The 24,911-nt window shown below is 60.2% G+C and carries 25 protein-coding genes, 1 tRNA gene and 1 pseudogene; 14 read left to right on the top strand and 13 right to left on the bottom strand.

Going from position 1 to position 24,911, the window contains the following annotated elements; translation table 11 throughout:
* Positions 1–16: 16 nt before the first annotated feature.
* The 4 genes from AC24YW_RS28535 to AC24YW_RS28520 all read left to right on the top strand — a co-directional run bounded on the left by AC24YW_RS28535 (position 17) and on the right by AC24YW_RS28520 (position 2,507).
* Entirely contained in the window at positions 17–250 is a 234-nt protein-coding gene (locus AC24YW_RS28535; protein ID WP_487485829.1) for a hypothetical protein, read from the top strand.
* 253 nt (positions 251–503) lie between these two features.
* The gene (locus AC24YW_RS28530; protein ID WP_487485828.1) at positions 504–1,301 is read left to right on the top strand and encodes a hypothetical protein; all 798 of its coding nucleotides are present in this window, start codon (positions 504–506) and stop codon (positions 1,299–1,301) included.
* 86 nt (positions 1,302–1,387) lie between these two features.
* The gene (locus tag AC24YW_RS28525) at positions 1,388–1,561 is read left to right on the top strand and encodes a hypothetical protein (protein ID WP_487485827.1); all 174 of its coding nucleotides are present in this window, start codon (positions 1,388–1,390) and stop codon (positions 1,559–1,561) included.
* A 19-nt stretch (positions 1,562–1,580) separates the two neighbouring features.
* The gene (locus tag AC24YW_RS28520; RefSeq protein ID WP_487485826.1) at positions 1,581–2,507 is read left to right on the top strand and encodes a hypothetical protein; all 927 of its coding nucleotides are present in this window, start codon (positions 1,581–1,583) and stop codon (positions 2,505–2,507) included.
* Positions 2,508–2,710: 203 nt separating this feature from the next.
* Here the strand turns inward: AC24YW_RS28520 and AC24YW_RS28515 are convergent, their stop codons facing one another.
* The 7 genes from AC24YW_RS28515 to AC24YW_RS28485 form a co-directional block, all read right to left on the bottom strand.
* Positions 2,711–3,544 carry a restriction endonuclease gene (locus AC24YW_RS28515; protein WP_487485825.1) on the bottom strand — a complete coding sequence of 278 codons (834 nt, stop codon included), beginning with the start codon at positions 3,542–3,544 and terminating at the stop codon, positions 2,711–2,713.
* A gap of 275 nt (positions 3,545–3,819) precedes the next feature.
* Positions 3,820–4,989 (bottom strand): hypothetical protein, encoded by a 1,170-nt coding sequence (locus AC24YW_RS28510; protein ID WP_487485824.1) that lies wholly within the window; start codon positions 4,987–4,989, stop codon positions 3,820–3,822.
* Positions 4,990–5,060: 71 nt separating this feature from the next.
* The gene (locus AC24YW_RS28505) at positions 5,061–5,327 is read right to left on the bottom strand and encodes a hypothetical protein (RefSeq protein ID WP_487485823.1); all 267 of its coding nucleotides are present in this window, start codon (positions 5,325–5,327) and stop codon (positions 5,061–5,063) included.
* Complete coding sequence (locus AC24YW_RS28500) at positions 5,324–5,917, bottom strand: hypothetical protein (RefSeq protein ID WP_487485822.1); 594 nt, start codon at positions 5,915–5,917, stop codon at positions 5,324–5,326. The genes AC24YW_RS28505 and AC24YW_RS28500 overlap by 4 nt, the downstream gene beginning before the upstream one ends.
* A gap of 87 nt (positions 5,918–6,004) precedes the next feature.
* Complete coding sequence (locus AC24YW_RS28495) at positions 6,005–6,832, bottom strand: metallophosphoesterase (RefSeq protein WP_487485821.1); 828 nt, start codon at positions 6,830–6,832, stop codon at positions 6,005–6,007.
* 2 nt (positions 6,833–6,834) lie between these two features.
* The gene (locus tag AC24YW_RS28490) at positions 6,835–7,035 is read right to left on the bottom strand and encodes a hypothetical protein (protein WP_487485820.1); all 201 of its coding nucleotides are present in this window, start codon (positions 7,033–7,035) and stop codon (positions 6,835–6,837) included.
* Position 7,036: 1 nt separating this feature from the next.
* A complete protein-coding gene (locus AC24YW_RS28485; protein ID WP_487485819.1) occupies positions 7,037–7,582 on the bottom strand; it encodes a hypothetical protein in 546 nt (181 codons plus the stop codon).
* A 193-nt stretch (positions 7,583–7,775) separates the two neighbouring features.
* On the opposite strand from AC24YW_RS28485, the gene AC24YW_RS28480 reads away from it, so the two are divergent.
* The 5 genes from AC24YW_RS28480 to AC24YW_RS28460 all read left to right on the top strand — a co-directional run bounded on the left by AC24YW_RS28480 (position 7,776) and on the right by AC24YW_RS28460 (position 14,789).
* Positions 7,776–7,976 (top strand): hypothetical protein, encoded by a 201-nt coding sequence (locus tag AC24YW_RS28480; protein ID WP_487485818.1) that lies wholly within the window; start codon positions 7,776–7,778, stop codon positions 7,974–7,976.
* A 67-nt stretch (positions 7,977–8,043) separates the two neighbouring features.
* Positions 8,044–9,459: a Wadjet anti-phage system protein JetA family protein gene (locus tag AC24YW_RS28475; protein WP_487485817.1), complete on the top strand. Its 1,416-nt coding sequence runs from the start codon at positions 8,044–8,046 to the stop codon at positions 9,457–9,459.
* The gene (locus tag AC24YW_RS28470) at positions 9,449–10,090 is read left to right on the top strand and encodes a DUF4194 domain-containing protein (protein WP_487485816.1); all 642 of its coding nucleotides are present in this window, start codon (positions 9,449–9,451) and stop codon (positions 10,088–10,090) included. The genes AC24YW_RS28475 and AC24YW_RS28470 overlap by 11 nt, the downstream gene beginning before the upstream one ends.
* Positions 10,087–13,587, top strand: coding sequence for an SbcC/MukB-like Walker B domain-containing protein (locus AC24YW_RS28465; RefSeq protein ID WP_487485815.1), 3,501 nt, complete (start codon positions 10,087–10,089; stop codon positions 13,585–13,587). Before AC24YW_RS28470 ends, AC24YW_RS28465 begins: the two co-directional genes overlap by 4 nt.
* Positions 13,584–14,789 (top strand): Wadjet anti-phage system protein JetD domain-containing protein, encoded by a 1,206-nt coding sequence (locus tag AC24YW_RS28460; protein ID WP_487485814.1) that lies wholly within the window; start codon positions 13,584–13,586, stop codon positions 14,787–14,789. Before AC24YW_RS28465 ends, AC24YW_RS28460 begins: the two co-directional genes overlap by 4 nt.
* Here the strand turns inward: AC24YW_RS28460 and AC24YW_RS28455 are convergent.
* Together AC24YW_RS28455 and AC24YW_RS28450 are read right to left on the bottom strand one after the other, a co-directional pair.
* On the bottom strand, positions 14,776–15,651 hold the full coding sequence (locus AC24YW_RS28455; RefSeq protein ID WP_487485813.1) for an ImmA/IrrE family metallo-endopeptidase: 876 nt from the start codon (positions 15,649–15,651) through the stop codon (positions 14,776–14,778). The two genes, AC24YW_RS28460 and AC24YW_RS28455, sit on opposite strands and share 14 nt — an antisense overlap.
* Before the next feature lies 1 nt (position 15,652).
* Entirely contained in the window at positions 15,653–16,033 is a 381-nt protein-coding gene (locus AC24YW_RS28450; protein WP_487485938.1) for a helix-turn-helix domain-containing protein, read from the bottom strand.
* Positions 16,034–16,129: 96 nt separating this feature from the next.
* Between AC24YW_RS28450 and AC24YW_RS28445 the strand changes: the two genes are divergently transcribed.
* The 5 genes from AC24YW_RS28445 to AC24YW_RS28425 all read left to right on the top strand — a co-directional run bounded on the left by AC24YW_RS28445 (position 16,130) and on the right by AC24YW_RS28425 (position 22,045).
* Positions 16,130–17,242, top strand: a complete 1,113-nt coding sequence (locus AC24YW_RS28445; protein ID WP_487485812.1) for an adenylate/guanylate cyclase domain-containing protein — start codon at positions 16,130–16,132, stop codon at positions 17,240–17,242.
* Between the two features lie 85 nt (positions 17,243–17,327).
* Positions 17,328–18,734, top strand: coding sequence for an adenylate/guanylate cyclase domain-containing protein (locus AC24YW_RS28440; RefSeq protein ID WP_487485811.1), 1,407 nt, complete (start codon positions 17,328–17,330; stop codon positions 18,732–18,734).
* Between the two features lie 12 nt (positions 18,735–18,746).
* Positions 18,747–19,472, top strand: coding sequence for an E2 domain-containing protein (locus AC24YW_RS28435; protein WP_487485810.1), 726 nt, complete (start codon positions 18,747–18,749; stop codon positions 19,470–19,472).
* Positions 19,473–19,539: 67 nt separating this feature from the next.
* Positions 19,540–20,841: a T6SS phospholipase effector Tle1-like catalytic domain-containing protein gene (locus AC24YW_RS28430; RefSeq protein ID WP_487485809.1), complete on the top strand. Its 1,302-nt coding sequence runs from the start codon at positions 19,540–19,542 to the stop codon at positions 20,839–20,841.
* A gap of 241 nt (positions 20,842–21,082) precedes the next feature.
* Positions 21,083–22,045 carry a YecA family protein gene (locus tag AC24YW_RS28425; RefSeq protein ID WP_487485808.1) on the top strand — a complete coding sequence of 321 codons (963 nt, stop codon included), beginning with the start codon at positions 21,083–21,085 and terminating at the stop codon, positions 22,043–22,045.
* 74 nt (positions 22,046–22,119) lie between these two features.
* Here AC24YW_RS28425 and AC24YW_RS28420 read toward each other — a convergent pair whose 3' ends face one another.
* From AC24YW_RS28420 to AC24YW_RS28405, 4 genes and pseudogenes are all read right to left on the bottom strand, one after another.
* Complete coding sequence (locus AC24YW_RS28420) at positions 22,120–23,004, bottom strand: hypothetical protein (RefSeq protein ID WP_487485807.1); 885 nt, start codon at positions 23,002–23,004, stop codon at positions 22,120–22,122.
* A gap of 219 nt (positions 23,005–23,223) precedes the next feature.
* Positions 23,224–23,299: transfer RNA gene (locus AC24YW_RS28415), tRNA-Ile, on the bottom strand.
* A gap of 282 nt (positions 23,300–23,581) precedes the next feature.
* A complete protein-coding gene (locus tag AC24YW_RS28410; RefSeq protein ID WP_487485806.1) occupies positions 23,582–23,758 on the bottom strand; it encodes a helix-turn-helix domain-containing protein in 177 nt (58 codons plus the stop codon).
* A gap of 541 nt (positions 23,759–24,299) precedes the next feature.
* A pseudogene (locus tag AC24YW_RS28405) lies at positions 24,300–24,458 on the bottom strand (S1 domain-containing protein); the annotation flags it as partial.
* Positions 24,459–24,911 lie beyond the last annotated feature (453 nt).

Raw genomic sequence — 24,911 nt, 5'->3', positions numbered from 1 at the left:
AACCGCAGGTTTCGTCATGCCCACACTCGAATACATCCCTTCCGAGATCGAGCGTATGCGCGCGCAGATCGGGCGGCAGCGGAAGGAAATCCTTCAGCTTCAACGGGCAGGAATAGGGACGGCCTCGGCTGAAGCTCTTCTGGCCCGCATGCAGGCGAAGGTGGACCATCTCGTCGTTCAGCGTGACGAGATGAAGAAGGCTAAACCGCCTGAGACCAAGAAGCGGGTGTTGGGCAGAAGGAAGTGGTGAGGCGCTTCCCAGCGCCATGGGCGAGCGAAAAGGTGTTCAAGGTGCCGGTAATGATATGCTCTATCTTTGTTGGCCTAGTTGGCCGTCCTCCCCGGCGTACTCCTGCCTCTCGACACGGTGCTGCTAATGGCTCGCGCGGGATAACCCGACATTTCGTTTGAGTAGTGGGGATCGCGGGTTGTGAAGCTACTTGTCTCAACCGATTTTGATACATTGGCAGCACGGTGATTTGCGGCAGCTTATGGACTGGCCGATGGTCGTCAAACCGAAAGAAGTAAACCTCCGTGACTTTCTAACGAACAGCAACCTGGCTGTTCCGAAGAGCCCACCCTGGATTCACAGTACGGCTTCGAGCCATCTGCTTCCGATCTTGGAGGAAGAGAAGCTTCTCGCTATGAAGTGCAACGTCTTCAAAGGCGAGAAGCTGTGTTACCTGTTTGTCGGCCGCGCTGCCTATAAGGGCAAGGACGCGCTGAACCCGGAGTCGTGGCAACTGCCATCTGTGTTCGTGATGCGCTTCAGCACCCCACCGCCGCTAAAGCGAATACATCCGTTCGATACGGGCGCCTACGAACGGGGAAGAATGCCGGACTATCTCACCGCCTTCAAATTGGATGATTTCAACGTCGGCGCCGATCAGGACCAAATCGGCCGGCTCATTTCCCTTTATTTCGAGACGCCGCGCCGGTACGTAAACCGAGATGCCAATGACCAGAGAAAGCTCAAGGAAGAGTATTTGCTCGACATGAGTCATGCCAAGGTGCTGGCGGTTTCAAAACTGTACAAGGAAGGCTCGACCACTGATTGCGATGATCGGGGTGCGGCAATTGAACTTCAGGTGGAGCAGGATATCCCACTGAAAAAGGAAAATCTGCTGGGTGTCGTCATTCCAGAAGAGTACGCGAGAACACCCCACGTGATGGAGTCCTTGAAAGAACTGACTAAGATCGTTGAGACCTATCGACTCCTGCCGATAAACATCAGTCAGCACTACGGGCTCGTTTATGAGTGCGTGGAGCGAGTCTACAAGCGCGCAGGCATCAATCTGTGATACCCGACGCTCTAGCCATGTGTGCTGCTATTCGGCTTTCATCAGTCGATTCAATCGGCGTGCCTGTCTTCCTGGCAGGCAACTCAATGTACCTGCCCGAGATGGATGCTGATTTCAATATTGGCTCTTTTCTGCATTTTGAAAATGCAGAAGGCTACGAGCTGACCGGGCTTGTGCCTGATACATACCGGCAGCGATTGTTCCGCATTGGAGATCCTGCGCCCATCATCTTCGGTAGACCAGGCTCCGTACATCGTTGAAGGCGACGCAGAGAAAGCCATGCTGGAGGAGATGTTCGGCGTCAGAGCGCGCACTCACCCTGTCTTGACGGACCTAGGTGGGATGTTGCACGACGCTCGAACCGGTGTGTTCAAGCGTCAGCAGGAGGAATGGCTCGCGCGGAAGCTGGAGGTGGCTTATGGCGACGTGTTCCTGGAGCGGCCAAGCCGCACGAAGTACTGGCTGCACCGCTACAGGGTAGCGCTCGAAAACGCTCGAAAGCTGACGCAGCCTCCGCATCCCATTGACGTGCGCTTGCGCCGTGCCTCGACCGAATGGCTGGAAAAGTTCGCCACCAAGGCTGAACTAACTATGATCTCTGCGCTTTTGGGTGAGGCATCTCAAGGCGTTTATTCGGTTCGCCAGATCGCCGAGATCATGTTCGCTTATCTGAGCAACAAGCTAGCTGCTGCTCGTCCGGTCGAGATAAATAAAATCGCAGGCGACAAAACTATCCGGTCGCTGTTTCCGCACGGCATGTATGATTTTTACATCCAGAATGGCTGGCCCCACGCACCGTTTCAGTACGGCAAGGCGAGCTTCGTCGAATTGATGAAGGAGAGATTGGTGCAAGGAAGGGAAAGCGGGACGTGGGAATCCGCCCTTCAACACACCAAGCTTTTGTTTGGCGATAAAGACGTTCCTCCCGAAGTCGAGGATGTCGCGTTGATGTTCATGAGGCCGCTCCTTGCGGACTACAAAAGGTTGTTGGATGAGGTCGAACATATGTACACGTACAAAGGCGAACCAATATCCAGCGAGGGCATACTGGAACGCTCGAGCGAAATCCTTGATTGCTTCGACCGGATTCAGGAGTTGGGTCGTGTAATCGTGGGTGCTGACCGCGATAAGGCTGCAATGATGGACGGGCGCTATCAGGTCAGTGAAAGCCAGATCAAATGGCATCGGCAGTATTTGGAAAGCTGATATTACATCGCTAACTTCCGGAAATATTAGGGCGCGTTTGGTCTCAGCGAGAGCTTTTCCGATTTTTCCCCTTAGCGGACCTTATCCCGGGGACTCCATCGCGATCAGTGACAGCCCGGAGCCGCCTGCGTCAGGTACGTCGGACAAGAGGAGCGTTATTCAAACTTTATGCATTTACAAGCGTGAATGAGACGAGCGTGAGGTCACCTCGTCGCTTTCTTGGTCAGCCCGATTAACCAACTCTTCAGTTGAGCGCCATTCATTAGTTCCAGTCGGGTAGGAAGGAACGGCTTGATGAATGGATCGGTCTGTATTCTGGGGGCGAAGTCAGAGGTTGTTGTAAGTATGCCCTTCGAGGTGTTCTGTTCTCCACTCATCACACCCAGCAACGACCGCACATCATCATGATTGACGAGGTGACCCGGACTATAAGCCTTCACCGAGCCAATGATCTTTATGCAGCCGATGCCATTCCGAATAGCGATCACATCACGGCCAAAATCGCCAGAGCGAGGCGTAAGGATCACCTCATCAAAGCCCGCTTGTGAATACGCGCCGGCGATGATTTCTTCCCAGATTCGCGGATCAATCTCGTATGCCTTGGCCCAATCGCGTTCCAGTTCGCCGATAATGGCTGCCCATGCAACTGAGGTTGATTTTACAAGCAGGCCTTCCGCGACTTTCTTCTCTGGCACGATAACGGCTGAGATGGAGAACGCGGGCTTGTCCCGTTGTGGGATAACATCGTCCACCCAGCCGAACAGCCGGCTAACGTTACTCGGTTCAAACTTGTCGTCATCGACGGCTAGGAGGTGCTGGAGCTCTTTTTCTAGAGCAACCAGCCTCATGTCGTCGCCAAGTCTGTGAGATATGAAAATGCGATTGACGAATTTTCCGTCATTTTCTTGGACGCGAGAAGAGAAGCTAGACACGACATCTTTGTCGGTCAACTCAACATCGAATATCTCCAGCTTATCTGGACCACCCTGCGCTTTGACCAACAACGAGTGAACCCGTCTCCTGTCTTCTTCGTCCATGAGTGCTCCCGCCCATGCTATAATCTATTCGATACCCAGATTGCCCTTTAATATTTTCTAAGGCGAGCCGTGCCACGGCCAGGAGCGGGACGACCGATAGGCAACATGATACGGCCGTAGCATCCCGATCCACAGAGCAGGCGACCGAGAACGCTGACGCGGAGGCGAACCCAATCTCGGTTTGCGGCCCATCCCGGACATTCGCGCCATTTCCTGGATACGCTCGTCGGTGACAGGGCGAGCGCAAATTTCCCACCTCAATTGCTTGGTTTCTGCTATCGGACTCTAAGCCTTTTCGGGACCGGGACATCGCATGCCATGATGGTCAGAAAGACCTCCCGGTTATGGTCCGAAGGATTGCCAAAGATGTAGCGCAGGCGGCTATCGCCTTCCTTGGTCGGTCCGCGCTTCTTGTGCGGGTGAGCATCGGTTGTCTCCTCGATGCTCTTCAGGACGCCAGAAAACTCTTTGTTACGGCTGAAGATGATGACGGCCGCCTTGGTGTCGCGCCAGCTCAAGTAGCCAAGGAGTTGGTCGATGGTCTCTGTAAACGCCTTTGGGCCGCTCCAAAACTTGCACTCGGCGATGAAGATGTTGCGACCATCCACCCGGACAAGGATGTCGGTCTTGCCGGTGAAGTTAAACGTTTCGCCTGAAGCCGCGCCCTCAAACTGCCCGTTCAACTGGACGAGAAAGTGCTGCCGAATGTCCTCCTCGCCCATGGACGCGAATGCAGAGGGGCTCCGCTCCATTACCAGCGTCATGTTCTCGATGATCTTGAGAATGTCGTCATAGCTGGCATCGTCCAAGACCGGCTCGGGCTTATACGGGGCTTGAGCTGTCTTGGGCGGCATCACCGGCACGATTTTCCTACGGGTAACCGGGGCCACATAGGTCCTCGGCGCGTCCGCGCGTCCCTTCAGCTTGAAACCGAGATTTGCCACGGAGTTGCGGTCCTTCAGGACCTTCGCCTTTCTAGCTTCAATTGCTTCGCGCAGGCCCTGCTTTAATCGTTGATTGAAGGGGTCGGCCGTACTGCGTTGCCAATCAAGGTACTTCTGAATCGAGTTGAGCACGTCGTTCAAAGCCTTATTGGTTTGCTCGGCGTTAAGCTCGCGTGACGAATGCCGCAGGACAACGTGGTTCTTGTCGATCTGCGCGCGGGGTGGGTTCATGTCATAGGTGGTCGGCTGAATGTAAAAAAATTCCTTGTCCCCGATGAAGGGCACGCTCAGTTCGACGATGCTCCCCTGGACTGTTCTCCGTCCCTCTGGGCCACCGCCGTAATCCCGTGAGAAATATGAATCAAAGACCTCAACTGGGCCTTCGGAATGGTCCGCTTCGGCATTCTCCCGATCGAGTACGGGGACATCCATGCGGAATTGCTCCGCCAGCCTTTCAACCAGATCGTCAGTCGGGGTGTTCAGGATGGCATCGTCGTTCATGCTGCAACCTGGCGATGTGCGCAGTCGTCCACGTTCCAAGCACGGCCTGGGTCACCCCGGAGCCGGCGCCGTTAATCCGGCGTCGTGGCGGCTTCGAAGGTCGCGCCGACCAGTGCGGTCGTCGCGTCGGGGCGGTCGTTGCCGGGCGGCCCGTCTTCCTCGTCGAGCACGATGCTGTCCTCGATCGGGCGCTCGTCGCCGTCCTCGAACTGGCCGAGCTTGCCGTGATACACGCGGTCGATCAGGACGGTACCCGAGGGGCCCGCCCGGTCCTCGGGCCGTTTAGGGGTCATTGGGATGACGTTGTCGGTCGGGCGGCGGCCGGTGGGCTTTTTCATGTGCGAGATCTCACCATGCTGGAGGGACCGAGTGGTCCGGACGTCAGGTCGATTTCGAGGAAGTCAGCGCAGGCCAGCGCCATCACAGCGAGGGAGGGGTCGTGGTCGCTGTTGACGAGCTCGACAAGGCGGACGAGCTCCATCGGGCCGTCGTCGCGCAGGATCTGCACGATCCGGATGCGCAGGCCCACCGGCACGAAGCGGCCGCGGTTGGACCAGACGATGCGGGCGTTGCTGCAGCGGGGCTCGCGCTGGAGATCCTCGGCCGTGACGACCAGAGGCGAGAGCTCGAGCTCCCGCAAGGCGATGAGGACGAGCCCTTCGTCGTCAAGCTCGCGAACCTGACGGGCCGGCACCACGTCGAGGTAGAAGCGGCCGTCGTCATGCGTGAGTACGACGGCGTCGATCGCGACGGGCTCTAGCGGTGCGGACGAAACATGCGCCGTCGGAACGTGAGCGATGGAACGCACCCGCGGATCGAGGCTCGCCTGCACGAGCGCTTCTCTAAGAGCAGGGTGTCGCGCGGGGATCGGCACGGGCGCTTTCGCGGAAACGAAGAGGTCGGGACGGCGGGGTTTGGGCCTGAACATGACGAGACACTCGAAACCTGGAGGAGGAGCGACGGGTTGGCTTCGGTGGTCGTCTGGTTGTCGATGTCGGTCATGGGCCGCTCCCTTTCAGATTTCGATGATGAGGCGTTCGTCGAAGTGTGGATTTTCCCAGGTGCGCCTGGAGGGCGTCCAAGGCCCGTACCCCTTCGCGTTGGACACGACACGGGTCTCGCCGACCATGGCGTCGCAGGACTCGTGGGTGTGGCCATAGATCCAAAGGTCGGCCGGGCGGCGCGGCGCCCCGCGTTCGTCGTCGCGTGCCGGGATCATCAGGTGCGTCAGATCGCTGCGGTAGGCGGGTTCGAGCGTCGGATCCTCGCCCGAGCCGCCGAGCTCATCGGTAACGTGCCGGATCGGAGCATGGTGCGTGACGACGACCAGGCGGTCCTCGCCGCGCTCCTTGCGCATCTGTTCCTGCAGAAACGCAAGCGACTTGAAGTGTCGCGTAAGCGCGTGATGAGGGAGGAAACGCCGCTCGTAGTTCGAGATCCGGATCTTCTTGAAATCGTTCATGCGGTCGCCAGCGACGACCATGGCGGCATGCGCGTCGCCGTTCAGGGCGAAATCCGTCCAGAGGGTCGCGCCCGCGAACGTCACGTTCCCGATGCGAACGGTCTCGTTCTCCAGCACGTGGACGTTCGTGCCGTCCGCCAAGGCCTTCGCTTTTTCGAGCGTCCGCCCGAGATCGCACCCGTAGCCCTCGTGATTGCCCATGACGTAGACGACGGGCCGATTAGGCACGCGCTGCAGCAGCCAGCGGACGCCGCGCTCGGCGCGCGGGATCAGGTCGCCGGCGATGATCATCACGTCGAATTCCGGACGCGCGCTACCGGTCGGCAGGTCCCAGCCGCGCGTCAGCTCGACGTGGATGTCCGACATGACCCACAGGCGCATGGTCAATGCTCCCCGCGATCGCGATCGAGGGGCTCGGCCCCGTCGGCGAGTTCGAGGATCGCGTCCACCAGCGCGTCGGGCATCTCGTCGACGCCGATCGCAACCTGCACCTCGATCGAGCCGCAGCGCGGGCAGGCGTGGTGGTCCGCGTCGTAGACGAACTCGCCTTCCTGGTGGCAGGTGCGGCAGCGGAAAGTCGCCATCTCAATCCTCCTCGATGCCGAGGGAGGCGGGGTCGACGTCCACGAAGACGTCGTTGTCCCGATCGTAGCGGCGGCACACGATCCGCCGCTGCGCGCCCAGGCCGTACCGCACGACATGGATGTTCTCGAAGCCGGGCCTGACCTCGGCGGGGGCGCGGCCCTCCGCATGCAGGTCGCAGCGGGTGCTCAGCCACCGGCCCGTCCGGAGCACGCCCACTTCGCCGCAGACATCGCAAGTGCAGGCGCTGCGGGCCTCTGCCAGCTCGATCGCCGCCTCGACGCGGGCGGTCGCTTCCGGAGAGAGGCGGCCCGACCAGTACAGCCTCGCAGTCCCGTATTTTTCCTTGATCTGCGTGAAACGGAAGATGCCGCCATCGCCTTCGACCGCCGCCCGGATCCGGACGCAGCAGCGGTCGATGAGATCACACCAGCCAATTCCGCACTCCGGATAGCCCTCCGCCCCCTGGGGGGCGCCCGCCGGCGGGCGGAAGAGGTCGGGATGGGCTGCGATGAGCTCTAGCCTCCAGTCCTGCACGCTGCTCGACATCACGACGCCACACCTCAACATGAGAACAAAACAAGAACATATTGATCAGGAAGGCCAGCTCGAGTCAAGCGGTTAGCGCGCCGTCTTATATAAGAAGTGTCGAGCTTCTTATATAAGATGAGCCGTCGTATCTGGCGCCCGGACCGCCCCGGCCTTATGGTTAACGGAGGCTTAATGCGCAGCGGGCGGATGGATGGTTGGAAAGAAGAGGGCGCCGAAAAGGGGCAAGAGGACGCCGATCGGCGATCGGGTTCAGTTTTTGATGATGATGCATCCCGATGTGATCGCGGACATCAAACAGGCCGCCATCGAGGAGCACTGTGCGGCGTGGGCCGTGATGGAGCAGGCGGCCAAGGAATACCTTAAGCGAAGGAAGGCCAAGAGAACGCCCTGAAAACCCTTCCTTTTTCCTTGCGGTTGCGTAGTCGCCGCGGTTCAATTCGCCGCCTGGGGACCGATGGATGAAGCTGTTTGGTTACCTTCCGGAGACTCTGTTCAAGCCGCTGTCGGGGCCGAAGAAGCACGTCTATGCGCGACTGCTGATGCGCCTCTACGAGAGGGTCTATTCGGCTCGCATCCTTGAGACGCCGCTCAAGGAAGAGGTGGTGAGACAGATCGAGATCGGGCTGTCGGAGTTCGGCATCGGCTCGATGGGCGATCTTTCGGAGGGCGATCCGGAAGAAGATCAGACGACGAGCCAGGCCCACTACCTCGCCTACTATCGATTGCGCGACACCGGCTGGCTGACGGAAGAGACCGAGAAGTGGCGCACCTACGTCGACATGAACCCCGACGCCTTCATGGTCCTGGGCGCGGTGGTCGATTTCGGTAGCAGCCGCGTGCGTGTCGCCGGTGCGGTTGTGGACGTGAAGAACAACCTGGAGGCTGCGTTCCGGGAGCCGGAGACCATGGCTCAGGGTCTCGCTAACGCCCACGAGACGGCGGCGCGGTTCGCCCGCAGCATGCGCCGCATCTTGGCCGGTATGCGCGAGATCGAAGACCGCATTCTGGGCAATCCCAACGCGGCGGCCATCCTTCGCACGTTCTTCCAGGACTTCGTCGATGGGCTGCTGATCGCCGACTACAAGCAGCTGAAGACGTCTAATAACCCCTACCGCCATCGTCGGACGATCGCGTCTCTCGCGGGAGACATGCTCGCTGACGCCGAGCGCCTGGGAAAAATCGCGCGCGCCTACATCGAGCAGGGCGTCATGCCCGCCGGCACCACGATTGCCACGGCCGAGGAACGTGTCATCGCGGAACTCGAGAAGATCAAGAGCGTGTTCGAGGACGTCGGTCCCTTCATGGACAAGATCGAGGACTTCAGGGACCGCCTCGAACGCCGCATCCGCACCACCGTCCACTACATGGACGTCATGGGGGAGGGCTCCGCCGAGAGAATCGTTCGGGTGATCGAGCAGCTTTCGAAAATCGACAGCGACGACGTCGATATCCGCTTGAGGTCGCCCGATGTCGGTCTGCCGATCACGGCGCTTGCGCTGTACACTCCGCCGCCGCCGAAGGCTCCGCCCGAGCGGACGCGCTTCAAGGTGCCGAAGCAGGATCCTTATCTGCGCGCCTATGTTCAGGCCACTACCGACTTCGATCGGATGGTGCGGGTTTCCGATCAGAAGCTGCTCGAGTTCGCACGTCAGCAGATGCAGGACCGCGATGTCGTGTCAGCCGCCGAGATCGAGATCCGGAACATTGCGGACCTCTTTGCCTACAGGGCTATCCCGAACCTGGCCTCGGTCGGTCGCACCGTGCGCTTGGGTGAATTCACGATCACGCTTGAGGAAGGACGTAGCGCGAACGACTGGATCGACGTGACCGCCTTCCGAATCGAGAGAACGAGGACCTCGGCTGATGTTGCGTGATCTCTCCAAGCTCATCGACGACGAGGATGGCGAGGGCGGTGACGGCGAGCGGCTGCAGAAGGAACTGCGCCAAGCTGCGCAGTCGCTCTGGCGTGCGCAGTTCATCTATGAGAACGACTGGGGCGCGAAGACCTCCTACGAGGTAATCCGCCGCTACCCAGGGTACTTCGAGAACCTGTTCGATGCGCTCGGATACCGGGTCGTGGGCAGGCCGAACGACGGATATGTCGGCCTCGTCGCCAATGAACTGCCTCCTCGTCAGAGCATGAAGCTGGACGAAAGCCTGCTCCTGCTGGTGCTGCGGCTCCATTACGAGGAGGCCTTTACGCGGTTCGAGGCGAAGGAATTCGGTGAGGTGGAGGTCGAGAGCGAGCAGATTCTGCAGATCTACGAAGATCGCACTCATCGGGAGCGGCCCAACTTCGGACGGGTGAAGGAAATCCTGGCCGGCTTCAGGCAGCGCGGGCTCGTCCGGATCGAGGACCGTGACGACAGGAACTTCACGCTGTTCCTGCGGCCCGCCTTGCCGATCGTGGTCTCCAAGGACACGCTCGGCTCCCTAGAGGAGTTCGTGTCGCGCGCCACCGCGGCGGCGGCAAAGGCCGACACCGCTAGCGAGGTGCGGGCGTGATCGAACTCCGTCGCATCATCCTGGTCGACTGGTATCTGTTCCGGGCTCAGCAGGTCGATATGCGCGGCATGACCGCGATCATCGGACCGAACGGCGCGGGAAAGTCGGCGATCATCGACGCCGTGCAGACCGTGCTCTCCGGTGCGAGCATGGCCAGCATCCGGTTCAATCCGAGCGCTCAAAGCAACGTCCGGAGCAAGCGGACCCTGCGGGACTACTGTCTCGGCGTCGTCTCGCTAGACGAGAAGGGCGAGCGGTCAGAGCCCACGCGCCAGCATGCCTACACCTACGTCATCCTGGTCTTCCAGGACCTGGCCGACGGCTCGGCCGTGAGCCTGGGCGTGGCCTTCTCGGCCTCGGCGACGAGAAGCGACGAGGCCTGCGAAGCGCGCTTCATCGCAAAAGCTGCGATGACGAAGGACGACATCCTGGCTCCGGTGGGCGACGACGAGGTCGAGACGCTGCAGTGGCATGCAGTCCGCAACGCCCTGCGCGCTCGCAACCTCGAGGTCGACGACGCGTTCTCGAGTGCGACCGACTTCGTGGCGGAAGCGCTCAGGGCGCTGTCGCCGGCGGGCTTCCCTCTCGATCCCCGGCGCTTTCAGAAGGCTTTTCGGAATGCCCTGCTGCTGAAGCCGGTGGACAATCCTACCGACTTCGTCCGGAACTACGTGCTCGACGTCCAGCCTCTCCAGGTTGATCGGCTTCGCCGCGGTATCGAACATTGGCGCACGTTGACCAGCCGCATCGAAGAATTGAAGGCGCAGAGCGCCAGCTTGGCCGGGATCCTCCGGATCGTGGCGCGTGCGGTCGAAAACGAAAGGGTCATTGCGGTAACGGGCTGGCAGATCGCGCGGCTCGAATGGGAGAGGTTTCGGCGGGAGGCTCGGAGGCAGGAAGAGGTCGTCGCGCAGCTCCGGAGTGCTGCGAGCAGAGCCGAGGTCGACGCGGTAGCGGCCGCAGCGAGACATGCCACCCTTGATGCCGAACACAAGACGGTCGAACTCTCGATCAGGACCAGCGACGGCGAGCAGCTTGCCCAGATGTACGAGTCCGACAAGACTGCGACCCTGAGCCAGCGCGCCAACGCGATGGCGCCTGTCAAGGAGATCGACGGTCTCACCGCTTTGATCAGAAAGGCCGTCGATCTAAATCTGTTGGTTCGCCGCGACGACTTCTTGCATGCTCTGCTGAGTGCAGTGGCCGTTGCGAGGGGAAGGGCTCCACTTTCCGAGTGGGACAAGCCGCTTCCGGAGAACTGGAAGGATAGCGCGTCCCACCTGGATGCGGCTCTTGCGGCTGTCGACCAGGATCGGCTCGAGGCGGCTCGAAAGACGTTTTCAGACGCGCATTTTCACGCGCGAGTGGCGACGAAGGCTCTGCAGGACCGCATCGAACTGATCGACAGCAACCTCAAGCGGATGGATCAAGGGTTGAGCCCGATCGAAGGCGGCACTCGGGACCTCATCAAGCAGCTGGACTCGCACGGTATCGAGGCGACACCGCTGTGCGAGTTGGTCGAGATTCGCGACGACAAATGGCGGATGGCGGCTGAGGCTTTTCTCGGTCGGTCCCGGGAAGCATTGATCGTCGAGCCCACGAGGGCGGTGCGTGCATTGGAGATATTCCGGCAAGGTGGAGAGCATTCCTTCAGGGATGCGGAAGTCATCAACACGACCAAGACCGAAAATACCAGGCCGGCTGAAAAGGGCTCTCTCGCGCAGATCATCAGTACGGACAACCCTCACGCCAGAGCTTTCCTCAACTATCGGATTGGCCGGCTGATGATGGTCGAGACCATGGATAGGATGGCCGCCGCCGAGAACGCCATCACGCCGGATCTCATGGTGCAGGGAGGTCGGACGGTCCGGCGATTGCAGAAGCCTCAGTACCTCAAGCTCGGGCGCGCCACGCAGGAGCAGATGCGCCAACAGCTTCAGGCCGAACGGCAGCAATTGCTCCAGCAACTTGCTGGATCGGCGGGAGATGTCCGACGCGCGGAGGATGAGGCACGGCTGTTCGAAGCCATGTTCGCGCAATTCCAGGCCATCCGCGGCTCTGGCCTGACCTGCTTTGGATGCGGCGAGGAATTGGCTGCTTTCGATCGCAAGCTGGCGGAAATCGGGAAAAACATCGAAGACGCCAAGCGGAATCGCGATCCCAAGCTCGTCGCCGATCTGGAGCGCCTCGCCGCCGAGGTCAAGACGGCAAACCGGCTCAAGACCGAGACACAGGATGCGTCGACCCGGGCCCACAGCGCGAAAGACCGGGCCGAGGGCGCATATGAAGACTACATGAAGAACAATCGTGAAGTCCTGGCGGGGGCACGTCGCGCCCGCGCGCGCCAGCTGCTGGACGGATTCCCGCAATCGAGGGAGATGAGCGACTACCGGTCGAAGGTGGCCGAAATGGCGACTGAGTCCTTGTCGGACCGCATCGCCGGGTTGACGGCGGACCGGGAGAACCGATCTACCAACCGGCGCTCCACCCTGATGAGGGAAATGACGGGCGCCGTGAACAAGCACGGACAGGACTTCCATCTCGTGCCACCGTTCACCGCCGAGGAGGCGACGCCGTCGGCCGTCGAGCAGTGGGCGACCGCCGAAAAGGACCGTTTGGATGGGCATGAATTGGTCCAGTACGCGGAGCAGTGTCGGAACGCTGAGACGGAGATGACCTCGGCGTTCCGGGACGACCTTCTCCATCGGCTCGACGATGCCTTCACCGGCATCAAGTCCACCCTGAACGAGCTCAACCGCCACCTGAAGGATCGCCAGTTCCACGGGCGCGACTACTACTACTTCAAGGCGCTCGAGGCCCCGACCCACGTCGACATGATCGAGCTTGTGGAGGAATCCAGAAAGCCCGAGTTCAATCTGCCGCTTTTCGGAGACCGTAGCGAGGATGCGAGCTCTCCGATGATGCGCGCCGTGCGTCAGATCGAGGAGATCCTGTCGAAGCCGGAGGCGCGGACCGAGGAGATCGAGGATCCGCGGAAGTATTTCAACTTCGAGCTCTTCATCCAGGATGCCGAGGGCAAGATCCGCTCGTCGCTGACGAGCCGCGCCGGTACGGGATCCGGCGGCGAAGGGCAGTTGCCGTTCTATATCGCGATCGGCGCCTCGTTGGCCGCGACGTACCAGAACCGGCGCACCGGCGAAAGCGGGCTGTCGCTCGCCATCTTTGACGAGGCCTTCAATCGCCTGGATACCAAGGCAATCGGCCAGTGCTCGGAATTCATGCGCGACCTGGGTCTGCAGGTCATGCTGGCTACCCCTGATGAAAAGCGGCACGTGTTCATGGAGGTCGTCGACACGGTCGTCAACGTGAATCGGCTGGGCAACCAGGTCATGATCGACACCGAATTTCCGACCGAGATGGCTCGCCAGGCGATCGTCGCAGCCGACCCGTATCGCAAGGGCTTTGACGTCTTCAAAGCCGAGTTGATTGCTGCCGAGAAGGCCGGCGCCGTCCCACAGGACCAGGCCGCGGAATGACCGACGTACGGACGACGGATGCCGGGGTCGAATTCCTCGAACGGCTGTTGGAGCGGAGCGAGCGCAATCCGGATCGTTCCCGGCCTGCGTCCGCGGCTCCGGACTACGACAGCCTCTCGACGGCGCAGCAGGTGAGCCGTTTTCACGAACAGATGGCGGCGGCGGAGCGGTTCGGTGCCGTCGAGGTGCAGCGGGGCAAGAGAGACCGGGGGCATCTGATCGAAAGGGTTCGCGTTCGTGACCCGGAACTTCTCGCTAGACATCTTGGTAGGTCGACTGCGCGGGCGACCGCGCAACGCGTCAGGGACGAGATACTTCCGATCGCAGGCACTGGAGAGTCCTGGGTTGCCGACCTGCTGCTGGAGATGACGGCGAGGTGGGGGCGCGGCGAGGCGGCCTACCGCCTGACCGCCGGCCAGGCCTACTCCGCCAAGGAGTTCTTCACGTTGCTGGCGTCCATCTCCCGGCAGGAAGCGCGCGGGCTGGACGCGCGGACATTTTCCCAAAAGGCGACGAACGATACGAAGGCCTTCGATCGGCATGCCTCGCGGCTCGCCGCCGTGCTCGGCGCGCGGATCGGACAGCCCGGTGCTGCAGCCGACGTGGTCTGGGCTCACATCGGGTTGGAGCGTTTCAGCCACCCTGTCCATCTGAAGGGGCCGGTGGCCGTGGAAGGGGCAAGGGGGCGCCTTGTCGACGGTAGCGCAAAGCCGTTCGCTTCGATCCACCCCGAGATGCTCTCGCAATTGGCTATTTTGGAGCCGCCCACGGCCATCCTGACCATCGAGAACTACGCGAGCTTCAATCGACAGGTTCGCGAGATCGAGGATGGCAGCCTGGTCGTGTACACCGGCGGCTTTCCTACGGCGGGCATTATCGAACTTCTGGCCAAGGTCCTGGCGATCGTGCCGGCCGACGTCCCGTTCCTCCACTGGGGTGACGTGGATGCGGGCGGGGTACGCATCTTCAGGTATCTGGAAGAGAGCCTGCCCAGGGGGCCACGACCGCACCTCATGACAAAGGAGCTCGCCGAGAAAGCGGGGTCGCCAGCGGAGGCGGATCCCAGCCTGGCTTCGATTGCGAGATCCGACAGCTTGATCGGCGACCTGGCGGAGTGGTTGGCGTTCGGGTCGGACGTGCGCCACCTCGAGCAGGAGGCGTTGGATCCGCAGCGGCCGTCGGTCGCAATCAGCGTCTCATGAATCGCTCGTATGTGTCTTCGAGCGGCTTCCCTTCGTTCCAGACTTTCGGCTCGGCATCTCTCAGGTGCAAGAGGGTGTATGCCGTGTCGTAATGCTCGCTTCTGAACGAATGCTCCCTAACGGCCTCGTTGAACCAAACGCCCGCGGCGTGATCGACGCCGCTGCGAACTTCTGGCGTGAATTGCTCCTGTCCAACGGCGGATCCGGCAGGAAGCTCGACGGGGCCGCGGCTGGTGCGGAAGAAGATCCCGCTCTTGAAAGCAACGTCACTCGACCAGGCCCACTTCATGTATCCATCGACGGAGGTCACGAACACGGCCCGTCTCTCGGTGTACCTGAGCCACCGTAATACCGCCGCGACCAACGACACCTCATACCGGTTGGCGCAGTTGCCGATGGTGTCGAAATCCGGCTTGTCCTTTGGCGAAATCTGCTTTCGGAAATCGTCCAGCGGCATAAGGAGCCACGCGGCGAACTCATTCGCTTCCCGCTCAACCTCGATCTTGGTTCGGCCGTCGACGTCGGCCTCGCTCGAGTGAATGCCGTTTGGATACTTTTTGCGGTGGAGGAGGTAATGGCCAAATTCGTGTGCCGTCGTAAATCGGCGGCGCCCAGGCGATTGCCCGCCGCCATATACGATGCCCCACTTAGTCCGGGAATCAGCTGGGACCAGCGCACCGGCGAAGCCTTCAAGGTCCTCTTCTTCGACCTTCGTGATCGGATCGCCCGGAAACATTTGGGCGCTCGTCTCCATGGCGAGGCGGCCGACGTCGAAGCGGTATCGATCAGGCGGGTTTGCGAGATTCAGCATCTGGTTGAAGTGGTTGGCCCACCTCTGAAGTCCCCACCCCTCGAAATTCATGTCAGTCGTCCAGAGCTTTAGCCAGCCGTCTCAACCGCGCCTTGGCCTCTGGCGTCATGGACTGGTACTCACGGAAGAAGGCCTTGTCTTCCGCCGAGCCCAGGTTCTCGACCGAATCGCCGCCAAGAAGGTAGTCGACAGTCACGTTGAATGCCCGTGCCAGCCCGGCAAGTTTCTCCGCAGATGGGCGGGGGAGATCCCGGTTTTCGAGCTCCCATAAGTAAGACTTGCTCAATCCCGCCTGCTCCGCCGCTTGGTCCAGAGTCAAGTTTGCCTTTTTCCTCAGTGTCTTAATACGATCTCGGATGGTTTCTGCCACGCGCTGCGTCCTCTTCGCGTCTTGTTCGGAGTAGCAGCATAAACCGTCATTGACCGGCGGCATAGAGTTTTGTATGTTCGGAATAGACATACTTAACATGACGCAAAAGAAGATGGTTGCATTTTACCATCATTTGCTCGCGAAAGTGGAAGACGAGATATGCCGTTTCCTGCCGATGTCGAGAACCAGCTCGACGTCTTTCTTCAGCGGTTCTGTCCCGACCCGAGGGTGATCCGGGACGCACTTGAGCGCACGGGCCTCGGCACAGTGCATGACGTGCTTCCCGGCGAGTTGATCTGCAGGCGCGGCGAGCGCGTTCAGGGTTGCTGGCTCGTCGTCAGCGGTCAGGTCGAGGTACGCGCCGACGACCAGATCGTCGTGTTCCGCGTCCCCGGCGAACTCTTCGGTGAGCAAGGGCTCGTCCATGTCCTATCCGGCAAGGACGGCAGCCGGACGGCCGACGTCAAGGCGGTCGGACCGGTCAAGTTGCTGTGCATTGATGCCTCTTTCCAAGAGCGGCTGCAGGATCAGGAGAAGGTCATCTGGACCCTGACGCTGGCGAGCGTCATTAACCACAAGCTCGAGCAGGCCACCGACATGCGCTCTGAATTGCGCGGTCTAGCTGCGCAGCACGAACTGCTGCTCCGCCGTTTTTCGGACGGGGATGCTCTCGGCCTCGTCAAGATGGCGACCCGCGGCGAGCGGCCTGCCATCCAGAACCGACGCGCGATCATCTTGTTTAGCGACATCGCCGGCTTCAGCGTCTGGTCGGCCTCCATGCCTTCGAGAGAGGTCGCCACCCATCTAAGCGAACTCGCCACCATCCAGATCAACGCGGTACGTGCCGCCGGTGGCCAGATCGACAAACTGATGGGCGACGGCGCGATGGCGTACTGGTTCGTCGACTCCTGCGACCGTGAGAAGTGCGAGCCGGCCGCCGTGCTCGCCTGCGTGCTCAAGGTGGCCTCCGACTGTAGGGCTTACTTCGAGAAGCACGGCCTGCCGCTGGGCGTGCGCATCGGCTTGCACGCCGGCGACGTCGCGTTCGGCGACTTCGGAGCCGAAAACAGGATCGCCGTCACGCTGCTCGGGGCGGCCGTCAATACGGCAGCCAGGTACGAACAGGCCAAATCGCTCGAACTCGGCGAAATCAGAATCAGCCCGACCTTGCGCGACCTGATGGTCGGGTCCGGCGCAGACCCCGACACCTTCCGGGGCCCGACGAAGGTGGAAGTGAAGCACGGCGTCGAACTCGACGTCTATTCCATCTGAGGAGAAGGTGATGTCCTGGAGTCAAGATCGCGCGAAATCGAGGATCCGCGAACATCTTAAGACAGTGCCGGCAGTCGATCGCCATGTGACGCTCGACAGCGCCATCGTGACCAAGCGCGGGCTCTTGAGCCGAATGCCGCTCCGCGAGGCCTTCGTGGTCGAAGGTGCCCATGTCTATGGACAGCTCTTGGATTTCGACGATTTGGTTGCCGATCGTGGCCACGAGACCGAAGCGGCACACCGACGGCTTCTGGGCTTCTTGCACATGCACTATCGGGTGTGGGACTCGATCGTCGACGGAGACGATGGCGATCGTGTCGACTACCACGGCGCGCGTCTGCATGCGGTGATCGCATCGCCGGTTGGCGATCCGGCCGCCCAAATCGAGCGGGCCGTGGCGCTTGCCCGCAAGCTCACGGAGGCCGCTCACCGGGTCGGTCAGGCGCACGGGTTCCCCTCGCGCATTCGCTTCGGTATCGATCATGGAAAGTGCCTTGCCATGACGACTGGCCGCGGAGCGCACGAGAAGGACACGCTCTTCCTGGGGCGGCCGGCGAACCACGCGGCAAAGCTGGTGGCCGCCGGTGCCGAGCAGGGTATCTTCTTGACTGAAACAGCCCAGAAGCGTGTGGCGGCAGGGGCCGTGCGCAAGTCCGCCGGCATCATGACGCTCGACGAGGCATATGTCCAAGGGGCAGTGAAGAAATACGGTTTCGATAGTCTCGACCGGACGGCTTCGGAAGTCGCTCTCGATGCCTCCCAGCCGGACTTCCGCTTCAAGCGCCCTACGCTGCCGCTGTCCACGGTCAAGTTCAGCGAGCTCTCGCCGGCCAACTCGATCCGCATGGGCATGGCTTCGATCTTCGCCGATATCGACGGTTTCACCAGCTTCGTCGACCAGGCGATCCATGGCGGGTCCGATGAGATCCGCGAGGCTGTGAAGATTGTGCACGTTATCCGCGAAGAGCTCAACGCGGTGCTGAAGGAAGACTTCGAAGGCAAGCGCGTGCGCTTCATCGGCGACTGCATCCACGGCTGCGTGGCCGAAGGCGAGCGCGATGACGATGCGACGAAGAGCGTGCGGCAGGCGGTCTTGTGCGCGACTGCGATGCGGTCGTCCTTTGACCTCTGCTTGGAAACGATCGGATCAAAAGCCGCCATCGATCTGGCGGTTGGCATCGAGTACGGCCAAACGCCCATGACGCGCTTGGGACAGCGCGGTGAAGACAGCATTCGCTGCGCGGCGAGCAAGGCGACGATCGAGGCGGAGCGGACACAGCAGGCCATCGAGCACGGCGGCATCCGGCTCGGTACGGTCGCTGCCGGTATCGCGGACCCCGCGGTCCGCAAGCACTTCTCGTCGGGCCGGCTGATGTCGTTCGATTCGGCCTCCGATCTGCTCTGGACCCCGCAAGCACCCGCAGTGCAGATTTTGCGGCATGAGCCGGCCGCGCGCCCGCATGCATCTCCGAAGAAGCCGTTTCGGAGCTAAGGGGCGCAAAACATGTCCGTTGCCGTGCTCGCGAGATGCTGTCCGACATGGGTGGATTTCCGCCCAGTCCATGCGTTTGAAGCGCGGGTTGACGCGGTCGCTAGGCGTAGTAGCGGTGCGCTCACAAGGGTGTTTGAGCTGAGAGTCGTTGAGGATGCAGGGCGGGTCTCGGTATTTGAGCGGCCGGTAGGTCGCACGCTGCCGGCCTGCTGCCCGGAGCGTCACATCAACCCAGACGGCTCCTTCTGCATCGGCCTGCGTGCGGGAGAGGGCATTACCGAGAAGAACGCACCAGCGTGGTGGGAAAAGCTCCATGTGTTCATCTTGTGTCAGGAAACAGCTGCGGAAACGGGATGCTGGCCTGGCGAGGCGCAGCTATCACATGGCGAAGCTGGAGAAATAGAGCTCGCCGCCGAGCGTGCTGCAGAACAGCTTGGGCTGCGGTCCGACTACCGTGAAGCAGTCGTATTCGGCACCGGCCGAATCGCGTCGGGTCTGGCGAAGGTCAACGAGAAGACTGGACTACTGCGTAACGGACGGAGCGCCTGTATTTGCGGACGTACCGATCGGCATCGGCGAGTTCTTCTTCGAAGAGAGTGTCACCGCAGTGGTTCTGGCTGTCCGGTCGTGCTCGAGCACCGGCGGCGCATAAAGGTCGAGGAATTTTGGCGTGGTCTCCGCGACCAGGCGTGTTGTGGCTCGATGCGAGAATGCCCGCTCAAGGCAGGCCCGCGGTAACGACAACGCAATCGCTTTGGCTGGGCATTCAGTTCTTTGAGAAGCACCGTGGGGTGGGAGTATCGAGATGAAGATTCTGCGGTTAATTGAGCGGCTTGCGCATTGGCTTGCCCTCTTCCTGGGCATCGTGACGATCGTCGCGATCGGGGTGATCATCGGCCGTCCGTCGGAAAAAAGCGGGAACCAACCCAACTTTGCGGGCTTCGAGCAGCAGAAGAAACGTCTCGCCCTTTTTCTGGACGGAACTTGGAACAGCGTCGACAGCAACACGAACGTCTGGCGCATGCGAGCTTTGTGTGCGGCCAAAGGCGCTGACGGCGTACCTCAGATTGTCTACTACTCGGTGGGGGTCAACGGATTTCTGGGCGGAGTTTTCGGACATGGTCTGGATGAGAACATTCGCTTGGCTTACGAGTGGCTCATCGAGAACTACAACGATGGCGACGAAATCTACATCTTTGGCTTCAGCCGCGGCGCCTATACGGCGAGATCTCTGGCCGGACTGATCGCCATCGACGGCATCCTGAAGGCAGGGTCGCCGATTGGTGTTGCCGAACTGTTCAAGCGCTACAAGAAGGGAGACGAGGAGACCATTTGGAAGCTGAAGGACATGGAAGCTTCAGGAGGTATCGGCAAGCTGACGGAGCAGGAGAGGTGGCTACTCAAATACTCGCGGCCCACGAACGTAAAGGTAATCGGCGTATGGGACACGGTCGGATCCGTTGGGTTGGCGGCCGGCGACATTCCGGGCATCAGCCGTTCTTCGTTTGATTACCTACAGACGGGATTGCGCATCCATATCCTCAACGGCTATCACGCGCTCGCAATCGATGAACACCGCAATGACTTCGCGCCAACGCTCTGGGACGTCCGCCATCCAAAGGATCCCCGGGCGGTCATTGCCCAGCCGCGGCCGCTTTCGGGTGTCGAACAGCGCTGGTTCGTAGGTGCTCATGCCAACGTCGGTGGCGGCTACGAGACAGATCTGCTGGCTCAGGCGCCTCTGCGCTGGATGATGAAGAAGGCAGAATCCCAAAGACTTTCATTCCGCTCGGAGGTCGAGCTGGATGGAGATGTCGTGACCGCGCCGATCGCCGACTCCTACGGATCATTCGGTTTCGGGTTATATCATATTGTTTCTCGCCCTCTCTTTCGCATCATCGGCCGAGAACCGGAGGTCCGCGATGACGGAAGCCACATCAATGTCAACGAAACGATCGACGCGAGCGTCTTCGCGCGATGGCGGCTCGACCCAAAGTACCGCCCTGCCAATCTCGTTGAATGGGCGAAACGTAAGAACGTTGATCCAGCCCAACTGCAAACATCAGTCAAGGCTGACGACCCTCATGCGCAGGTACCAGACCAATAAGGCCGTCGGCGGACCTTCAGGCTCATTGAGCTCGAATAGATCCCTTCATATTGAACAGCCGGGACCACTGTTTCTACGGTTAATAGCCGACGAGTTGATTGCTCACCGCCTGCTCACTATGAAACGTGCGAGGCTGATCGAGCCCCGAGCAGTCGGGTAGGTGACGGATTGTTATGCGATTAGAGCTTATTGAAATTTGGCCAGGCGAGAATGATGTTCCCATGGCAGGGCGTCCGTCGGCATGAAGAAATGCATCTTCTGCAACCACGCCATCGGGGCGAGAGACGGAGCTCGGCCGCGAGCCCGCGAGCACATCTTCGCTTCGTGGGTGCTGCGCGAATTTGGAATTCAGAAGGACGAGATCAGTTATTCCCGCTTCGAGTCGGAGGCGGGAGCGACCACCACCCTGCAGCTCACTGAGCAGACAAGGTTTCGCAGCCACTCCTTCGATAGCTTTCTTTTGGGAAGTGTTTGCAACGTCTGCAACAACGAACGCCTGAACGCGCTGGAGGGCGAAGTCGCGCCAGCACTGAAGGGCCTGATCCCGGGTGAGTCCGCGAGTATTCCCAGCAGCAAATCAACTGCGTTCGCGCTCTGGGGGCTCAAGACTGCCTTCGCTCTTACCTCGTTCTTGGACCCGCCGGTTGGGAAGGTGCCGCTGCGCCATGGGCGGCATGTAATTGGGCGGCAAGCGCAACTCCCTCGGGGCGTGGCGGTCTTCCACCGGCAGTCGGCGCATTGGCGGATGTTCTTTTCAGTCTCAAGCTCGTGGGTCATTGCAGCGCCCGAGCATGCGCGGCCGGATATCCGCCACTATCAGAGCGCGTACAAGTGCGTCTATCAGATTGGCCATGCTCAGTTCATGATCCAATTTTACCCCGCCGAAGATGCGTTGGTCCGCTACGATGCGGACTACTGCGAACTCGTCGGCGCAAATGTTGCGGTCGAGGCTGGTTTTCCGCCCGTTCCTGAAGAAATCATCGATAATGACCTGTTCCTGTTCGCTTTATCGAACGAGATCGCTTTGAGCAGCAAAGTGCCGCAGAAGGTTGGGCCCAATTCGCTGTGCCCTTGCGGTTCGAGTATCAAGTACAAGCGGTGTCACGGAGCACCAATAGGCAGGCGTCTGGTGCATGAACCGCAGGGGTGGCTGAACGAAAATACGACTACATTTTCGCCGGTCCCCAGAGCAAAGGAGTTGTGAGCGGTCCGGACGAGACAGTGCGGCGCGCCGCCGGCAGCTCGGATCTGGCTCGCACATCGCTCAGGCAGGGGCGATCAGCCCCAGAGCGTGTACGAACGATCCTTCGTTATTAAAAATTGAAACATGGCTATCAGACCTGCACGAAGCCCGTACGAATGCGATGCCAGCAGCGGCGGGAAAGCAAACGTGCCGAGTCTGCTGTGCGGATGAAACGTCTTGATGCGATCTTCATAGTAATCTTCGAAAAACTTTCTCCCAGGTAAGTGGTTCGGGAATGTCAAATACAGGAAGTCTCCAGCGTCAAGAGCCGTAGCGTCAGCCGTGCCCGAGTCCTTGAGGTGTCTCAACGTAAGCTGAAACGCCGCCTCCATTGCGATGTAGAGAATAGTATTTGCCTCTTCTGCGAACTCGGGATGGACCTGCAACATGTCGGCCTTCAAAACCGCGGATAGCCCCCGCATCATGAGATGATCGCGAATGGAAATGGAGGCGACGAGCTTTTTATACAGTTTAATGTCGATCCTCTGTTCCGACACCGAGTAAGTCCTACCTCCTGTGAGAGGGACTGCTCCGGCTGGGCGGAGGTCCCTCGCGAGATTCAACGCGAGCTGGTGCAGGTCTGCTTCATTTGAGACCACTTCGGTCAGATGTGCACCGCCGGGGTAGAGACGTAGGACGCCGTAATCAGGTCTCATGGATAGAAGAAGCGCAGAGAGAAATCGTATTTCTTCGAATGCGAATAGCGTGAGGTCTGACCAATATGCGTGAGCTCGCTGTTCGTCGGTCCGAACCGCAATAAACGCCAATTCATCATCCAGGTGATAGATGCCTTTGGCGCTTCTTATTGTGCCCTGTGGGTAGAGGCCAAGGCTCGAGAGAAGCCGGATGCGGAGCAACGCGCCCCGCGCTCGCCGGCGCTCAGGCTCGACGTCGCTACTGACAATCTGTCCAACCGCCACGGCCGCTCTCCACCTGCCTACCTAGGGCGCGCCTTAGCTGGCCCTGCCGCGAAAGACCCCCCTCGGTTTTTCTGCGGTCAAAAATCGGCGGAAAAATCTGGCGGAAATTCGCGAGGTGTTTCAGTCACATCTAAAATCGAGTCGTTCTTAAAACGAAATCGAGTCGCTCTAAAAGCCCAAATCGAGTCGTTCTAAAAGTGGCCTCATATTTAATCTCATTGGTGGGCCCGGCAGGACTCGAACCTGCAACCAGACCGTTATGAGCGGCCGGCTCTTACCATTGAGCTACGGGCCCCGCCGCGGGCGACCGCTGAAAGACGGCCCGAACGGTGCGCGGGCTCCTTTATATGGTGGCAGGCATTCTGGCAACGCCAAAGAAAGGGCTGATAGAGGCACGCGAACAGGCTGACTGACCCGGTGAGCTTCTCGTCGTCCTCGGGCACAAGCGCCGGCACCGCCTCACCATGCCATGCCGATCCGATATCCCATCCGTCCGGTATCGAACCTGACAAAAACACCGCGGTCGCTGTGCCGGCCTTCATCGCCGCTCGCTAGCCTTGCACGCCCGCACCACGATCTAGTTTTGCAGGCCAAAACTCGCGAGCTGCTGCCGATCTACAATCATGATCTCGCGTTGAGTATTGCCGATGAAATCGAGCACGCCGGCACTACGCAATTGCGCCACTGCACGTGAAACTGCTTCAATAGTCAGGCCAAAGGTAATCAGCGATGGCGGCAGTCTGATGATTTGCATGCGATACCTTGCTAACATACGCCTGCGGTAGCCGTGCCGAATCGAGGCGCTGTTCGTAGCCCCATCGCGCTTGTTTGCAAAATCACAGGCTCTGAACACAAAAGGATAGGAAGAGACGAGGAACAGGTGTAACTCCGGTCGATGAAAACATTTCGGGCGGTAGTCCTCACAGTCGAGGGCGAAATCATTCTGACGATTGGTTTAGTGTGTGCCACCGAGGACGAGGCCAAGGCACGTGCTGAGGACCTGCTCGAGGACGATCCTGTAGAGCTCTGGGATGGACCGCGCAGAATTGCGCGCTTCGAGCCCGAGTACTAGCCAGCCTCGCACGGGCGCGGCGTCTCTCATCGTCTCTTCGAACAAGATGCACGATCGGCGAAACCTGAAAACTCAGCTCAAATATGCTATCTGGTGTTTTTGGTCGCGCGCCGAAGGCATGGTCTGTAAGGCGCGCGGAACGTGGCATGCTTGAGATGGACTTCACGCGGGCCGAGCTCAGGGGATGCAGCGAGAGTTCCCCGCCGCAGCTGAAGTGCTAAAATCATCCAATGCGCAGACTCTTCTGCGGGCATCTGGTTGTCCTGAGCTCGAAGCCGATCCGGGTCCCCTCCGCACGAGCGGCGTAGCCGGCCTTCTCAACCGCCCTGGTGTGCACGAACAGGTCGACTCTACCATCATCAGGCTTGATGATAGCGTAGCCCTTCGCGTTAAAACCACTTTACCATGCATCAGCCACGTCAGTATCACCAGTTAAATGACCGCGATCTGGCCGTTGTTTGCGCAACGATCCATTTACCTGGTGGGTGCACGTGACAATCGCACTCCGCTTTGCAGGCTATGGCGACTGGCATTCGCGCCCGGACGGCCGATTGCGGCGGCGATGTCTTCGACTGGCATTGTGGCGTCCCGACGTTAGAGGAGACGCGGGAGTTACTTGCGAGAGGCGTCTCAATCGTGTCTTCGAGCGCTCGCTCCTGAGTGATCGTCACCGCCGCAGGTTCCAGTGAAGCAAGAAAGGCGCGTCCCCCTTCTGTTATGATCCAGTGCCCGGAGTCTCGCTCAACCAATTTCTGCCCGAATATATTGAGACCTGGTGCCCGCTCGGCCAGTCGCTTCATGCGAGCCGTCCACTCCGGGCCGCTGGTGTAGAACA

This window comes from Bradyrhizobium sp. USDA3516 (assembly GCF_057651995.1).
Note: the sequence above shows the minus strand (reverse complement) of the source record. Positions and strands in the feature narration are given on the sequence as shown.

Excerpts from the sequence above, each read along its gene's own strand:
- AC24YW_RS28500 (WP_487485822.1), bottom strand. The coding sequence starts at position 5,917 with ATGTTCAGGCCCAAACCCCGCCGTCCCGACCTCTTCGTTTCCGCGAAA.
- AC24YW_RS28495 (WP_487485821.1), bottom strand. The coding sequence starts at position 6,832 with ATGCGCCTGTGGGTCATGTCGGACATCCACGTCGAGCTGACGCGCGGC.
- AC24YW_RS28490 (WP_487485820.1), bottom strand. The coding sequence starts at position 7,035 with ATGGCGACTTTCCGCTGCCGCACCTGCCACCAGGAAGGCGAGTTCGTC.
- AC24YW_RS28435 (WP_487485810.1), top strand. The coding sequence starts at position 18,747 with ATGTCCGTTGCCGTGCTCGCGAGATGCTGTCCGACATGGGTGGATTTC.
- AC24YW_RS28425 (WP_487485808.1), top strand. The coding sequence starts at position 21,083 with ATGAAGAAATGCATCTTCTGCAACCACGCCATCGGGGCGAGAGACGGA.
- AC24YW_RS28480 (WP_487485818.1), top strand. The coding sequence starts at position 7,776 with ATGGTTGGAAAGAAGAGGGCGCCGAAAAGGGGCAAGAGGACGCCGATC.
- AC24YW_RS28535 (WP_487485829.1), top strand. The coding sequence starts at position 17 with ATGCCCACACTCGAATACATCCCTTCCGAGATCGAGCGTATGCGCGCG.
- AC24YW_RS28470 (WP_487485816.1), top strand. The coding sequence starts at position 9,449 with ATGTTGCGTGATCTCTCCAAGCTCATCGACGACGAGGATGGCGAGGGC.
- AC24YW_RS28510 (WP_487485824.1), bottom strand. The coding sequence starts at position 4,989 with ATGAACGACGATGCCATCCTGAACACCCCGACTGACGATCTGGTTGAA.
- AC24YW_RS28445 (WP_487485812.1), top strand. The coding sequence starts at position 16,130 with ATGCCGTTTCCTGCCGATGTCGAGAACCAGCTCGACGTCTTTCTTCAG.
- AC24YW_RS28485 (WP_487485819.1), bottom strand. The coding sequence starts at position 7,582 with ATGTCGAGCAGCGTGCAGGACTGGAGGCTAGAGCTCATCGCAGCCCAT.
- AC24YW_RS28505 (WP_487485823.1), bottom strand. The coding sequence starts at position 5,327 with ATGAAAAAGCCCACCGGCCGCCGCCCGACCGACAACGTCATCCCAATG.
- AC24YW_RS28410 (WP_487485806.1), bottom strand. The coding sequence starts at position 23,758 with ATGCAAATCATCAGACTGCCGCCATCGCTGATTACCTTTGGCCTGACT.
- AC24YW_RS28520 (WP_487485826.1), top strand. The coding sequence starts at position 1,581 with ATGCTGGAGGAGATGTTCGGCGTCAGAGCGCGCACTCACCCTGTCTTG.
- AC24YW_RS28515 (WP_487485825.1), bottom strand. The coding sequence starts at position 3,544 with ATGGACGAAGAAGACAGGAGACGGGTTCACTCGTTGTTGGTCAAAGCG.
- AC24YW_RS28525 (WP_487485827.1), top strand. The coding sequence starts at position 1,388 with ATGTACCTGCCCGAGATGGATGCTGATTTCAATATTGGCTCTTTTCTG.
- AC24YW_RS28530 (WP_487485828.1), top strand. The coding sequence starts at position 504 with ATGGTCGTCAAACCGAAAGAAGTAAACCTCCGTGACTTTCTAACGAAC.
- AC24YW_RS28475 (WP_487485817.1), top strand. The coding sequence starts at position 8,044 with ATGAAGCTGTTTGGTTACCTTCCGGAGACTCTGTTCAAGCCGCTGTCG.
- AC24YW_RS28450 (WP_487485938.1), bottom strand. The coding sequence starts at position 16,033 with ATGCCGCCGGTCAATGACGGTTTATGCTGCTACTCCGAACAAGACGCG.
- AC24YW_RS28430 (WP_487485809.1), top strand. The coding sequence starts at position 19,540 with ATGAAGATTCTGCGGTTAATTGAGCGGCTTGCGCATTGGCTTGCCCTC.
- AC24YW_RS28455 (WP_487485813.1), bottom strand. The coding sequence starts at position 15,651 with ATGAATTTCGAGGGGTGGGGACTTCAGAGGTGGGCCAACCACTTCAAC.
- AC24YW_RS28460 (WP_487485814.1), top strand. The coding sequence starts at position 13,584 with ATGACCGACGTACGGACGACGGATGCCGGGGTCGAATTCCTCGAACGG.